The sequence below is a fragment of the Aliibacillus thermotolerans genome (assembly GCF_027853235.1).
GTDB classification, from domain to species: Bacteria; Bacillota; Bacilli; order Bacillales; family Marinococcaceae; genus Aliibacillus; species Aliibacillus thermotolerans.
This window is the reverse complement of sequence record NZ_WKJG01000108.1, coordinates 1-12,878: the sequence shown is the minus strand read 5'-3', so window position 1 is coordinate 12,878 and position 12,878 is coordinate 1. Positions and strand designations below refer to the sequence as shown.

The 12,878-nt window shown below is 39.0% G+C and carries 13 protein-coding genes and 1 pseudogene; 1 reads left to right on the top strand and 13 read right to left on the bottom strand.

Translation table 11 applies throughout. From position 1 onward, the window contains the following. Positions 1-235 precede the first annotated feature (235 nt). The 13 genes from GJS40_RS14050 to GJS40_RS13990 all read right to left on the bottom strand — a co-directional run bounded on the left by GJS40_RS14050 (position 236) and on the right by GJS40_RS13990 (position 12,410). Positions 236-2,251 (bottom strand): peptidoglycan D,D-transpeptidase FtsI family protein, encoded by a 2,016-nt coding sequence (locus GJS40_RS14050; protein ID WP_270898475.1) that lies wholly within the window; start codon positions 2,249-2,251, stop codon positions 236-238. A gap of 172 nt (positions 2,252-2,423) precedes the next feature. Then, positions 2,424-3,653 (bottom strand): MFS transporter, encoded by a 1,230-nt coding sequence (locus GJS40_RS14045; RefSeq protein WP_270898474.1) that lies wholly within the window; start codon positions 3,651-3,653, stop codon positions 2,424-2,426. Between the two features lie 61 nt (positions 3,654-3,714). After that, positions 3,715-4,257, bottom strand: coding sequence for a tyrosine-type recombinase/integrase (locus GJS40_RS14040; RefSeq protein ID WP_270898473.1), 543 nt, complete (start codon positions 4,255-4,257; stop codon positions 3,715-3,717). Between the two features lie 27 nt (positions 4,258-4,284). Then, a complete protein-coding gene (gene mnhG / locus GJS40_RS14035; RefSeq protein ID WP_270898472.1) occupies positions 4,285-4,644 on the bottom strand; it encodes a monovalent cation/H(+) antiporter subunit G in 360 nt (119 codons plus the stop codon). Next, positions 4,628-4,912, bottom strand: coding sequence for a Na(+)/H(+) antiporter subunit F1 (locus GJS40_RS14030; RefSeq protein WP_270898471.1), 285 nt, complete (start codon positions 4,910-4,912; stop codon positions 4,628-4,630). Before GJS40_RS14030 ends, mnhG begins: the two co-directional genes overlap by 17 nt. Further along, entirely contained in the window at positions 4,912-5,397 is a 486-nt protein-coding gene (locus GJS40_RS14025; protein ID WP_333723950.1) for a Na+/H+ antiporter subunit E, read from the bottom strand. Before GJS40_RS14025 ends, GJS40_RS14030 begins: the two co-directional genes overlap by 1 nt. A gap of 26 nt (positions 5,398-5,423) precedes the next feature. Beyond that, the gene (locus GJS40_RS14020) at positions 5,424-6,896 is read right to left on the bottom strand and encodes a Na+/H+ antiporter subunit D (protein WP_270898469.1); all 1,473 of its coding nucleotides are present in this window, start codon (positions 6,894-6,896) and stop codon (positions 5,424-5,426) included. Beyond that, positions 6,889-7,227 (bottom strand): Na(+)/H(+) antiporter subunit C, encoded by a 339-nt coding sequence (locus tag GJS40_RS14015; protein ID WP_270898468.1) that lies wholly within the window; start codon positions 7,225-7,227, stop codon positions 6,889-6,891. Before GJS40_RS14015 ends, GJS40_RS14020 begins: the two co-directional genes overlap by 8 nt. Positions 7,228-7,229: 2 nt before the next feature. Then, positions 7,230-7,652, bottom strand: coding sequence for a Na(+)/H(+) antiporter subunit B (locus GJS40_RS14010; protein WP_270898467.1), 423 nt, complete (start codon positions 7,650-7,652; stop codon positions 7,230-7,232). Next, positions 7,649-10,045 (bottom strand): Na+/H+ antiporter subunit A, encoded by a 2,397-nt coding sequence (locus tag GJS40_RS14005; RefSeq protein WP_270898466.1) that lies wholly within the window; start codon positions 10,043-10,045, stop codon positions 7,649-7,651. The genes GJS40_RS14010 and GJS40_RS14005 overlap by 4 nt, the downstream gene beginning before the upstream one ends. A gap of 230 nt (positions 10,046-10,275) precedes the next feature. After that, positions 10,276-10,923, bottom strand: a complete 648-nt coding sequence (locus GJS40_RS14000) for an adenine nucleotide alpha hydrolase family protein (protein ID WP_270898465.1) — start codon at positions 10,921-10,923, stop codon at positions 10,276-10,278. 191 nt (positions 10,924-11,114) lie between these two features. Then, the gene (locus tag GJS40_RS13995; RefSeq protein WP_270898464.1) at positions 11,115-11,726 is read right to left on the bottom strand and encodes a superoxide dismutase; all 612 of its coding nucleotides are present in this window, start codon (positions 11,724-11,726) and stop codon (positions 11,115-11,117) included. Positions 11,727-12,119: 393 nt separating this feature from the next. Next, complete coding sequence (locus GJS40_RS13990; RefSeq protein ID WP_270898463.1) at positions 12,120-12,410, bottom strand: P-loop NTPase family protein; 291 nt, start codon at positions 12,408-12,410, stop codon at positions 12,120-12,122. An 88-nt stretch (positions 12,411-12,498) separates the two neighbouring features. Here GJS40_RS13990 and GJS40_RS13985 point away from each other — a divergent pair. Next, positions 12,499-12,750: pseudogene (locus GJS40_RS13985) on the top strand (MerR family DNA-binding transcriptional regulator); the annotation flags it as partial. Between the last annotated feature and the right edge of the window lie 128 nt (positions 12,751-12,878).

Sequence of the window (12,878 nt, the reverse complement as noted above, 5' to 3'; positions counted from 1 at the left end):
CAGACATTTTTGAATGAAACAGTGTTATGAACCATTCATGGCTTGCTTCCATTAGCTCTTTTTATATGAAACGATGGCATGACCTATCCATGACTTACTTCCATCAACAATTTGGTGTTGGAAACATGCCTATTCGGCCAAGAGGCATTTCCATAAGCAAATTTTAATGAAGCGGTAACAAAAAATGTCCAAAAAGTCACCAATCATGACTTTTTGGACTGCTTCTCTTTTCTTATTATTGCTCTTCTGTTGTCTCTCCCTCCATCCCTGGGCGGCTTTCTTTTAATTCAAAGTAGGCATCCAAAGATCTACGTGCGATTGTATTTGCAATTCCACCTCGCGCCGATTTATACAAACCAGGGACAATTACTGCAACAGTCACTTCGGGATTTTCGTACGGAGCGTAAGCAACAAAAGCTTGGTTATTCCCTTCCACCGAAGGCCCTGTACCATTGATGCGCTCTGTTATTTCCGCTGTTCCTGTTTTCCCTGCTGCGGTATAAGGTGCATCGACAAAATAACTTCTCGCCGTACCTCGCGAACCGTTGATAACGCGCCAAAAACCTTGCTGTACCATTTCAATATATTCCGGGGCAATCTCGACGCGATTAAGCACTTTCGGTTCGAATTGTTGGAGAATTGGTCCAAGTTGCGTCTTATCGGAATTCGGCTCTCTTATTTCTTTCACTAAACGCGGCTTCATTCGATATCCCCCATTGGCAACGGTCGAGATGTATTGTGCGAGCTGAAGAGGCGTATACGTATCAAATTGTCCGAAACTTAAATAAAGCAAGTTCCCTGGATATGTGGTTGCACCTTTAATTCCGATCGTCTCAGACGGTAGATCAATTCCTGTATACGTTCCTAATCCAAACTGACTGTAATAATATCGAAATGTATCATACGCTTCGTGATAATTTGTTGTATTCCAGCTTTGTGTCACACCTAACCGATAACCAGCAACCTCCATCGCAATTCGTGCCATATATATGTTGGAAGACCGCTCTAATGCCGTTAAATAGTTTACAGGTCCAAGCGCAGACACCGAAGAGATTGTCGGAGTGTACGGTAAATCCAATGGGCTGTCATAAATGACCGTATTTGGAGTAACGACCCCTTCTTGGAGTCCGATTAAGACAGTGGCTCCCTTCACCGTTGATCCCATTTCAAAAGAACTCGATACGGTTCCTAGATGATCGTCGTAACCGGCAATCGCTAATATTTCTCCCGTGTTGGGATCCATCATCACAACGTACGCTTCCGGTTTGTTAATAAAACTTCCTGCAGTACGACCGATTTCTTGATTAATAATTTCTGTTACTTCTTTTTGCAATGCCATATCAACGGAGAGAACCAAATCATTTCCTCTACTGCCTTTACTTTCCTCTGCGCTATTTTCCTCATCCGCTCCATATACTTCCCCTTTTTTCCCTCGCAACGTCTCTTCGTATTGCTCTTCTAAGAAGCTAGTTCCTACCTCGTCTGAACGATCATATCCCTTGGCGAGATATTCATCTAAATGTTCCCGTGGAATTGAGCCTGTTTGACCGAAAAACGAAGGAAAAATATCTTTGTAAATATAGTTTCTATTGGCATCTCTAATAATGTCTACTCCCGGTAATTGATCGAGACGTTCACTAATTTGATGTGCTTCTTTCTCGGTAATTCCTTTTTTGATACGTTCAGGAGTATGGTAATAGCCACTAATCATTTCTCTCCATATGACTACTACTTCTAGTTCGTCCTCTAATGACTGTAATTTATCTTCTCCAATCCGCTTGAGTTGCAGTTTATAAAGCTCTTGATCTTCCTCTACTTTCTGGCGATCTTCCTTCGTAATTAATGCTTGCGCTTCTTCCGGGTGTGTCGCAATCCAATAATCTTTTTTATCTCGATCGGGGATTTTTTCTTTTTCTTCTTCATCAATCTCAATCAATTTGCTTAATTCCTTTGCAATTCGGATCCTTTCTTCTTCCGAAACTTCGGGACGGTTCGTGTATGTAAGAGAAAGGGTTAATTCATTATCAACCACTAGCTCACCGTTGCGGTCATACATTAATCCGCGGGGAGCATCAATTCGAAATTCTTCCGCACTTGTTTCTTCCAAGTCTCGTTCAAAATCATCCCCTTGGACAATTTGAATCAAACCGAGACGAACGATTAATACGGAAAAAAGTACAAACACGACAAAAAATAAAATATTGAGACGAAAAGGAATTTGACTGATCCCTTTATTTTTCTTTTTAGACACTTTTTTCGCTCCTCCATATGTAAAAACGAGCTTTATCCGCTGATAGTATTTTATCATATCAAAATTCAAAGGGAAAAGAGAAGAAAAGTCATCGTTCGTCAAGTTTTTTCGCCATCATCATTAAAAGAGAAGGCCCCTTTTTCTAAGTGAGAGTGCCTTCTCTTTGTTGACTTTATGAAAAAGTATGAGGGATTTCCACTTTTCGAATGACGGGATAAATAAAAAAGGACCCTGCTCCTAAAACAACCATCAACACAGGGATAATGAATTGCTCTTCGAACAGTAAAAGTCCAACAAGTAGTAACAAAATGGACATCACTCTCCCTGCATTAATAAACCATTCTTTCGTAATTAAATATTCTACTCGAAGCAAACCTGCTTGATTGGCTTTTCCTAATACATCATATGTGAGTGACATATATGGAACTAATAATAATGGATAGGCGACCGAAATAATAATCCCGTACAACATTAAAAGCACATAGGTCGGCTCGAAAATGATGAAAAATACAGCAAAAAACAGGAGGGCGCCCCCACAAAGAATGGCTTTTTTTCTATCTTTTCGTTTTAGAAATCTGCTCACGAGAAAATATCCTAGAAATGACACCCCCGAAGTGACAAATCCGTAGGCGCCTAATGCCATTTCACTGTTCGTTGTCATATACACCCACAAAATAATGATAAAAACAAAAATCCCTTCTCGTAACCCTTGCAAAAAATGAGAATAAAGAACGCGACGCCATGCCTCGTTTTGTTTCCATTCATTCACTGCAAGTTTTACTTGTAGCGGTCCTTCTGCTTTTCGATGCTTCATCCGCAAACTGAGAACGACCGCTGCAATAAATAATGCAAATGAAATAAAGAAAATGACATGGTATCCATCACTTTCAGGCATCCATGAAATGACTGCTCCGGCACTAATTGGCCCAATCATTCCGGCAAAAGACGTCAGCAAACCGGCAAAACCGTTAAAAAAATCCCGCGTTTCCGGTTCAGTAATTTCAAACGTAAGCACATTGTAGCCGAGCCAATAAAAACCAAATCCGAGACCTAACAACACGCCTAACAATACTAAAAACTGATCGGCACGGTCTCCTGCAAGCAACACAGTTAAATAAAACGCGGTTAAAATGAAAACACCAAGGCGTAAACTATAGATGCGATCCCATTTTTTAGCCATGTACCCCGCCAGTAAAAACGATAGCGGCTGGGTCATAACAGAAGAAAGTTGATACAAGGCAATCGCAAATATCTCTCCTGACTGCTTCCACAAATAAATATTCACAAACGTGTTAGAAAGCGCGATCGAGATCGCATATAAGCCCCCGATCACTAACAACAAAATTAAATTTTTTGAGATCCGTACATTTCCAAAAAAAAATTTCCATATGACATCATTCATCGTTCTCCACCGCCCTTACCCACTAGTGTGTGCAAAGGCGAATGGGCTATACAAAAAGTTGCTATAAGTTCACATCAATTTTCTGCGGTTCATCTTTATCAATCCCGATATATTTTAACGTTTCAGATGGTGTCGCATGATGAAAACGTTTTTGAATAAGAGAAATAGCGACCCCTTTAATATAGGCATGATAGCCAAAGGTTTTTCTCAGGGTATGAGTACCAATTTTTTCTGTTATGCCAACACTTCTCCCGGCTTCGTTTACAATTCGGTAAGCTTGCTGACGGGTAATCGGTTTGTCGGAATGAGTGGACTGAAATAAAAAAGCATCATAAGAAAATCCTACTGTTTGAAAATGGTACTGTAATGCTCGTTTCACTTGTTCATTCAGGAAAATTTGCTCCTCTTTCGTGTGAAGAAACTGTAAAATCGTACCATCTGGGTTGCTTACATCACACACTTTTAATTGTAGAAGTTCACCGATTCTTAAACCGGTGTTAATACCGAAAACAAATAATAAGTAATCTCTAGATGATTTTTTCTTCAATTGCTTTTTCATTTCACGAATAAGATGTATTTGTTTAATCGGAGACACGTATTCCATACCGTCACTTCCAGTCCTGAAGACATATCATACTTCATTTTGTCGGTCTTGATAGACTGCTTTTAAATCATCTTTTGCACTCGTTTCCGTAAGCTTGACACCAGAGCGATATGCCGAACGACAAATTAAATGACCAGCTACCGGAGCCGTAATAAATACGAAAACAATGCCTAAAATAAGTCTTATACTCACATAATGCTCTGTCAAGAGAAAATAAAGAAAGCCCCCAATTAAAATGGATAAAAGCCCTAACGTAATACTTTTCGTGCCAGCGTGATTACGAGTGTAAACATCAGGTAAACGAATAAATCCTAAAGCACTTAATAAGCTAAAAGCCGTACCGATCAATACAAAAATACTAACAATCACTTCAATCGCTACGTTCATAATCAATCACAGTTCCTTTCTCAATGAACTTTGATAAAGCGATCGTACCAAGAAATGCCAAAATACCAATTAACAAAATGACCTCTAAAAACGCGAGCGTATGTAACAAGATGGAAAGAACGGTAACAACCCCGATAATATTAAAGCCAATCGCATCGAGAGCGAGCACCCGGTCCGGTCGAGTCGGTCCTTTAACCAATCGATAAAGACAAATAAAAATGGAAATGGATAACAGAAAGAGAGCAATGAATAATATTGTGTGAAACATTAGCGGGTCACCTCCATAATGGCACGTTCAAATTTTTCCTGTGCTTTTAAGACAAGCGCTTCGCTTTCAGGGATGTCCATTGCATGGATAAATAACACTTTCTCCTCCATCGCAATTTCTATTACGACAGAGCCCGGTGTGAGCGTGATTAAACTTGATAAAAGTGTAATTTCCCAATCCGATTCTAAGTTTGTATGCACTTTAAATATCCCAGGTGTAACATTAATCGTGGGGCGTGTTACTTGTTTCGCGACAAGAATGCTGGAAGAAATCAGTTCAGAAATAAACAAGAAGACAAGCTTCACCACCGCAATCACTGTGTATCCATAAAAGCGTGTCGGAAAAAACCGTCTTAACGCGAAGATAAAAAGAAAACCGATGAAATAGCCGCTAATAAACGTAAGAGCATTCCAGGCATCATGAAGAAACATCCAGATGATTGCAATAATGAAATTAAATAAAATTTGAACGGCCAAAAGCGTCACTCCTTTCTTCGCTGGCTACTCTCGGGTTAGTCATGTAACACCGCTTGGATATAAAAATTAGGATTCATTAACCCTTCAACCGCTTGCTCAAAATAGACATACGTCCACTCTGCTCCCAGTCCTAACAAAATAGTGAGGGCGGCTAAAATAGAACATGGCAATAACACATTTTTCACTTTACCTTCTTCTTTTTTACTTAATATCGTCTCTCCCCAAAATCCGTTCAAAAATATTTTCATGACGGAATACAACACTAACAAACTCGTAAATAACCCAATGCCGGCGACGATATAATCCCCATTTTCCAAACCACCTTGAGTAATAAATACTTTTCCAATAAAGCCACCGAACGGCGGAATTCCAGCTAATGAAAGAGCAGCGATGAAAAACAACCAACCTAAATAAGGGTGATGGCGAATTAAACCGCTAATTTCGTGAAGTTTGTGCGTTCGCGCAATGATAATGACCGCACCTGCTAATAAAAAGAGAAGCGCTTTAATAATCATGTCATGCACGAAATAATAGAGGGATCCGATAAGAGAAACGGAAGAAAAAACACTTAAACCGAAAATAATAAGCCCAACTGCAACGATGACGTTGTACACAATAATTTTTTTCACGTCCCAATGAGCAACAGCACCGATCGTTCCTAAAATCATCGTCAGCGCAGCCATCCACATCATCAATGTATGGGTCACTTCCGGTTGGTGGTAGAAAATAAGAGTAAAGGTTCGAAAAATCGCGTATATCCCTACTTTTGTAAGTAAAGCTCCAAACAAAGCCGCCACAGCGGGTGGTGGAGCACTATATGAACCTGGTAGCCAAAAATAGAGAAAAAGTGCTGCTTTCAAACCGAAAACGACTAAAAATAGCAAACTCACTGTAGTAAGCAATCCGTCTTGTCCGATTTCTGCCACTTTTACAGACAAATCTGCCATATTTAACGTGCCGGTAATTCCGTATAAGTAAGCAATCGCAAGAACAAAAATCATGGAGGAAATGATATTGATTAGTAAATATTTAATCGTTTCTCTCAGCTGGATTCTTTCTCCCCCTAAGCTAAGTAACACGTAAGAAGAAATGAGCATCAATTCAAAACAAACAAATAAGTTAAATATATCTCCGGTGAAAAAAGAACCGTTCACTCCGGCAACAAGGAAAAGAAAAAAAGAGAAGAAGTAAAATCTCTCTCTATTTTTTCCAACTGTTCCAAAAGCATAATAAAGGCAACATAAACTGACCATCGCGGTCGTTAACACGAGGAGTGCGGCAAACATATCTGCCACTAACGTAATCCCATAAGGCGCTTCCCATCCACCCAACTGCAACGTGAGAATACCATGAGTAGAAATGAGATGGATGATGTAAGCGGATACTCCTGTCGTTACTATAAGAGCAATGGCACTGATCCATTTTTGCAGTGGAATACTTCGAAAAAATATTAAAAAGATCCCTGTCAGTAACGGAATGAGAATTGGTAATGTAATGATATTATTCATATTTAGAACCCCTTAGTTGATCCATGTCGTCTGTGCCAAACGTTTTGTACGTACGATAAGATAAGACGAGAAAAAAGGCAGTCAAGGCAAAACTAATAACAATCGATGTTAACATGAGTGCTTGCGGAATTGGATCGGTATATGCTGCTGCATCTTCTCCTAAAAGTGGGACAGCACCGGTTTTTAGCCCTGCCATCGACAAGAGCATGATGTGTACGCCGTGAGTGAAAATAGATGTCCCTAAAACGATACGAAGTAAACTTTTCGTTAAGATCAAATAGGTGCCAATTGATAGAAGGATTCCTGCAGTAATTGTCATTAATGTCTCCATCGCTAAACATCCTCACTAATGCTAAGTATAATTGTCATGACCGAACCAATCACAGCTAAAAAGACACCGACATCAAAAAGAAGAGATGTAGCAAGTTCCGTTTCCCCAAACAGAGGAAGATCGACATACGTAAAGGATTGTGTAAGAAATGGAACATCAAAAAGAAACGAACCTACACCGGTTGTCACTGCAATCAAAGCTCCAAAGGCTCCTATTTTCCGAAAGTTTACGGGGATGACTTCCCTAGCAGTGACAACGTCAAAAGTCATATAAAACAAAACGATGGCGGCGGTCATCACGAGACCTCCAATGAAACCTCCACCCGGATTGTGATGCCCCGCAAAGAAAAGATAAGTGGAAAAAGTTAGCACGATAAAAATAATGATTTTCGTTGCGGTTTCTAACATAACATTACTAAATTTCATTCCTTCTCCTCCCGAGAGGTTGGACGCAATTTAATTAAAGTAAACACGCCCAATCCAGCAATTAACAACACAATCACCTCAAACATCGTATCGTACCCTCTAAAATCGACCAAAATCGCATTCACCATATTTTTAGCTCCTGCCAGCTCATAAGCGTCTTCGAAATAATGAGAAATAGGTGGTAGTAAACGGTGACCTTGAACGGATAACCCAATGAGAGTAAAGATGAGCCCGACCCCAATCGCAATAAGGAGATTAGTGACTTTCACACGAACACGACTTATTTCTTTCTTCAATTTTGGTAAATAAATGAGACATAGCGCAAATAAAGTCGTCGTTATCGTCTCTACGACTAATTGAGTCAAAGCTAAATCAGGTGCTCGTAAAATCACGAAAAACAATGACAACATATATCCTACCGCGCCAACCGCAATGACTGCCATGACGCGTGACGTCGACAAAATCACGTAAAGTGCTGCGAGAACCATGACAACAACAAGTACAATTTCATAGATCTCAATCGGACCATTCCCCTGAAAGTGAAAAGAAAACACTTGAAAATGGAGAGCGGATGAACCAATCAATACAATCACAAACGTAAATAAATATACGAGGTAGTCTCTTACATACCCAGTCATATGCAAATCAATGATCTTGGAAGAAAATTTCTCCATTCCGGATAGTCCCGCATTATACAGATCATTGATATTTAATTTTTCAGGAAGATGATCATAAATGGCCGACCATTTCTTTAAAGTGAAAAATAAAATAGTCCCGAACAAAACAACTCCGATCGTCATCAATAGTTCCATATTCCACCCGTGGAAAGCGGTAATGTGAACGTGAAATTGCTCACCGGTATTAAGCAAGAAAGGTAAAATCGATTGCATGGCCGGTTCCAACACGGTATAGGATAGAGTATTTGGGAAAAAGAAAAAGACAACGACGAAGGAAGCTAAAATAATAGGAGGAATAAGCATCCCCACCGGAGGTTCTGCCGGCTTTTTATCCAGTTTTTCTGGTTGATACGATCCTGCAAACGTCTTTAAAATGATGATTAAACTATACACAAACGTGAATACGCTTGCCAACCAAGCAACATAAGGAAATAAAGTTGTCCAGGACCCAATACTCTCTGCAGCATTCAACATACCAGTAAAAAACATCTCCTTACTTAAAAAACCGTTAAACGGTGGTAATCCCGCCATCGATAATCCACCGATGACAGTAATCGTAAAAGAGATGGGCATGATGCTCATTAATCCACCTAGACGGCGAATATCACGCGTCCCTGTCTCGAGATCAATGATCCCAACAATCATAAATAGACTACCTTTAAACGTCGCGTGATTTATCAGATGGAACAACGCAGCTAAAATGGCAGTGGAGAGAAGAATGGACGCTTCTTCTGTCCCTGGATAAAGTGCCATCGAGCCGACTCCTAAAAGACTCATAATCATTCCTAGTTGGCTCACCGTAGAATAAGCAAGTAGAGCTTTTAAGTCTGTTTGTTTCACCGCTAAAAAGGACCCCCAAAATAGTGTCACGAGTCCACAAATGCTAACCGCCCACATCCATTCCGTTGCTCCCCCAAATATCGGCGTAAAGCGAGCCACTAAATAAATGCCTGCTTTTACCATCGTTGCAGAGTGTAAATATGCACTTATTGGAGTAGGCGCTTCCATAGCATCCGGAAGCCAAATATGAAAAGGGAATTGGGCCGATTTCGTAAAGGCTCCAAGTAAAATCAAGAGCATGGCAGGGAGAAAAAGTGAGTGGTGAAAAATTTCCTCTCTCATCCCAATCATTGCTTGAATGCTAAATGTGTCCGTCACAATGGACAACAAGAGAAAACCCGCCAGCATAGATAAACCACCGAAAATGGTAATTAACATCGATTTTTGAGCACCATAACGGGATCCTTTCCGCTGATACCAATAAGCAATTAATAGGAATGACGAAATACTCGTAATTTCCCAAAAAACATACAACACAATGACATTATCAGAAAGAACGACACCGAGCATCGAACTCATGAATAGCATTAAATACACGTAGAAATTGTGAAGTGCTTCCCGTTCTTTCGACATATAATAAATCGAATACAAAATGACTAAAGAGCCGATACCGGTAATAATTAAAGAAAATAACAATCCTAATCCATCTAAATAAACCGAAAAGTCAATTCCTAATGAGGAAATCCATGATAGTGTATGTAGGACAGGTTCTTGATTCATGACGGACGGGACTTGTTGAAGAAAGTAAATAAATAAAACAATTGGGATACTTAATACAAACCATCCCGTATGAATACGAGGAAAGATTTTATAAAGAATAGGAATGAAAACGGAAAACAAAATCGGAACGAGGATAAAAAAATGTATCCAGGACATGGGAAACCCCCTCAGGCAGATAGATTCACATGTTACAAAATATCGTTTTTTATATGGTTATGTCTACTTTTTTATGATGACGTATTTTTTTCTACATTGCAAGTGATAAGGGGTTCAAAATTTTCACTATTTTTCTTTTTCCCTTCCTGAATGAATTTCATCCGTGTTTTTTATTTGTTCATTTAAAAAGCGGTATAGGTTGCTTTCACGCAACACTATACCGCTTCTGATTATTGATCAAGTTTATGGGCATCGGTTACTTCATCATCGACAATATCGAGATGAATTAACCTGTTATTTTTCATCAGCTTGAAAATACCATTATTAAAATCCGTTCCTACTTCTTTAAAAAAGATCCCTTCATAGATAACTTCATCGGTATGATTAAAACTCAATTTGAATGTATCTTCCTCTTTCACTAAATAGGAACGGACCCCTCTTTCATACTCTCCTTCTTCTTTTTTCAATTGTCGTGAGACAGAAACGATATGGAGATCAATAAAAGGAAGCTCATGCAAGAGGAGGTTAATAAAAGATCCTTTCGTAATTTCTCTCCAACGGCTTTGCGCTGTTTGACCGATAATCACTTGGGTAATATGCTTTTCTTTCGCTACTTCTCCAATCACTTTGGCAGCTGGACGTTTTTCATTATATTTAATAATAAAATCTTCCGCACCGTATTTTTCCGCAAGTTCTCCCCAAGTTTCGATGTAGTTACTTTTCTCAATATCCAATTCATCTTTTGGAGAAGGATCCACTGTTAAAATCCAAAAGGGGCAATTCAAAAGACTAGCAAGTTTTCCTCCTCTTCGAATCAACCGCTCCCCATTTGGACCATAATAAACACAAACCAATATTCTTTCCTCAGGCTTTTTCATCTTTTACACCCCTTTTGACCCTATCATTCCTTATTCATCCAACCGCTATGGTGTGACTGAGAGGGATGATTTCTCGGTCATTATACAACGATATAACGAATATCTCAAATTTGTCCAAAAAAAATGTAAAGATTTTTCCTGACGATAAAAAAAAGCCGCCTGTATAAAACAGGCGACTAAAGAATCATATATTATTTTGCCGCTTGGTAACGTTTTTCTACTTCTTCCCAGTTTACGACGTTCCAGAATGCATCGACGTATTCTGGACGACGGTTTTGATATTTTAAGTAATATGCATGCTCCCAAACGTCAAGACCTAAAAGCGGTGTTTTACCTTCCATTAACGGGGAGTCTTGGTTTAGCGTGTCTTGAATTTCAAGCTCTCCATTGTTTAGAACGAGCCATGCCCAACCAGAACCGAAACGGCCTGTAGCTGTTGCTTTAAACTCTTCTTTAAACTTATCAAAGCTTCCCCATTTTTTCTTAATTGCTTCACCAACTTCTCCTGTTGGCTCGCCGCCACCATTTGGACTTAAAATTTGCCAGAAAAGAGAGTGGTTTGAATGACCGCCGCCGTTATTGCGAACTGCGGTACGAATGCTATCAGGAAGAGCGTCTAAATCTTTAATCAACTCATCTACGTCTTTGTTTGCAAGTTCTTCATGACCTTCTAATGCTGCGTTCAGTTTTGTTACGTAAGTATTGTGATGTTTCCCATGATGAATTTTCATCGTTTCTTCATCAATGTGAGGTTCAAGTGCATTTGGTGCATAAGGTAATTCTGGTAGTTGATGATTTGCCATTATTGATCTCCTCCTAAAATATTGTTTGTCTTATAATAGACTGTGAATTCAACGTTACCAAAATTGTTAAACTTTTTCAACAGATAAGCATTAGTTGAATCATCGCTACTCGTTAAAGTACCCTTTATGTATATTTTATAAACAAGGTTTTAAAATCCCCTTGCCATTCTTTAAATCGACAAGGGGAAAATAATACAACAATTTAGTTCATAAACTTCACAAAAGTAGTCTTTTATGTGAATTTTCTACATAATTCGATGCATACAATGGATATTTTCATAATAAAAAAGCCCCGATTATTTAAGATCAATAATCGGAAGCTTATTTACTCTTGTTAGAAACTTTCTGTAGCATGTGGGAAAATCGCCCTTTTTCATTGCACATACTAACTTTTTACTTCGTGTTACTTTTTTCCATAGTAATAATTGTAGTCGTTTTGCTTCTGCTTTTTTCATTCAGGACGACACCAAGTACCGCTTCTTCCCGTCCGGTTTTGCCGCTGCTTACAACCAGAACGACCCCATCACAATAATCAGTTAAAATTTGCGCATCAGTAACCGCAAAAACAGGAGGTGAATCAAATAATACAAAATCATAGTACTGAAGCGTCTCTTCTACTAGTTCGTGCATCGTTTTTGTGCCAAGAAGTTCCGCCGGATTCGGGGGGTGAAGTGCAGATGACATAAACTTTATAAAAATATATAAAAGTCAAAAATTATTGTTGAAATACCTCCTACTTTCTTGTATAATATACAAAGTAGGAGGTTGTAAAATGAAATATTACAGTATAGGAAAGTTTGCGAAAATTATAGGAAAATCTGAACAGACATTAAGAAATTGGGACAAAGAAGGGCGTTTAAAGCCTCATCATGTAACACCTAGTGGTTATCGCTATTACTCTCAAGAGCAAGTGAATCATTTTCTTGGCATGAGTAATACCAAGCCTAAAGATAGAAAAACAATTGGATATTGCAGAGTATCTTCCCACAAACAAAAAGACGACTTAGAAAGACAAATAGAAAATGGGGTGTGTCAATAATTTTGTGTAAATAACCCTATTTCCGGTAGAAAAGTTAGCCTGCTTATTTTAGTTGATAAAACTTCTATCTCTAGGTTAAACACAGAGCCACAGCGGTAGCTGCTTGTCCTTGA

Excerpts from the sequence above, each read along its gene's own strand:
- GJS40_RS13995 (WP_270898464.1), bottom strand. The coding sequence starts at position 11,726 with ATGGCAAATCATCAACTACCAGAATTACCTTATGCACCAAATGCACTT.
- GJS40_RS14045 (WP_270898474.1), bottom strand. The coding sequence starts at position 3,653 with ATGAATGATGTCATATGGAAATTTTTTTTTGGAAATGTACGGATCTCA.
- GJS40_RS14015 (WP_270898468.1), bottom strand. The coding sequence starts at position 7,227 with ATGGAGACATTAATGACAATTACTGCAGGAATCCTTCTATCAATTGGC.
- GJS40_RS13990 (WP_270898463.1), bottom strand. The coding sequence starts at position 12,410 with ATGTCATCTGCACTTCACCCCCCGAATCCGGCGGAACTTCTTGGCACA.
- GJS40_RS14040 (WP_270898473.1), bottom strand. The coding sequence starts at position 4,257 with ATGGAATACGTGTCTCCGATTAAACAAATACATCTTATTCGTGAAATG.
- mnhG (WP_270898472.1), bottom strand. The coding sequence starts at position 4,644 with ATGAACGTAGCGATTGAAGTGATTGTTAGTATTTTTGTATTGATCGGT.
- GJS40_RS14000 (WP_270898465.1), bottom strand. The coding sequence starts at position 10,923 with ATGAAAAAGCCTGAGGAAAGAATATTGGTTTGTGTTTATTATGGTCCA.
- GJS40_RS14020 (WP_270898469.1), bottom strand. The coding sequence starts at position 6,896 with ATGAATAATATCATTACATTACCAATTCTCATTCCGTTACTGACAGGG.
- GJS40_RS14030 (WP_270898471.1), bottom strand. The coding sequence starts at position 4,912 with ATGTTTCACACAATATTATTCATTGCTCTCTTTCTGTTATCCATTTCC.
- GJS40_RS14005 (WP_270898466.1), bottom strand. The coding sequence starts at position 10,045 with ATGTCCTGGATACATTTTTTTATCCTCGTTCCGATTTTGTTTTCCGTT.
- GJS40_RS14010 (WP_270898467.1), bottom strand. The coding sequence starts at position 7,652 with ATGAAATTTAGTAATGTTATGTTAGAAACCGCAACGAAAATCATTATT.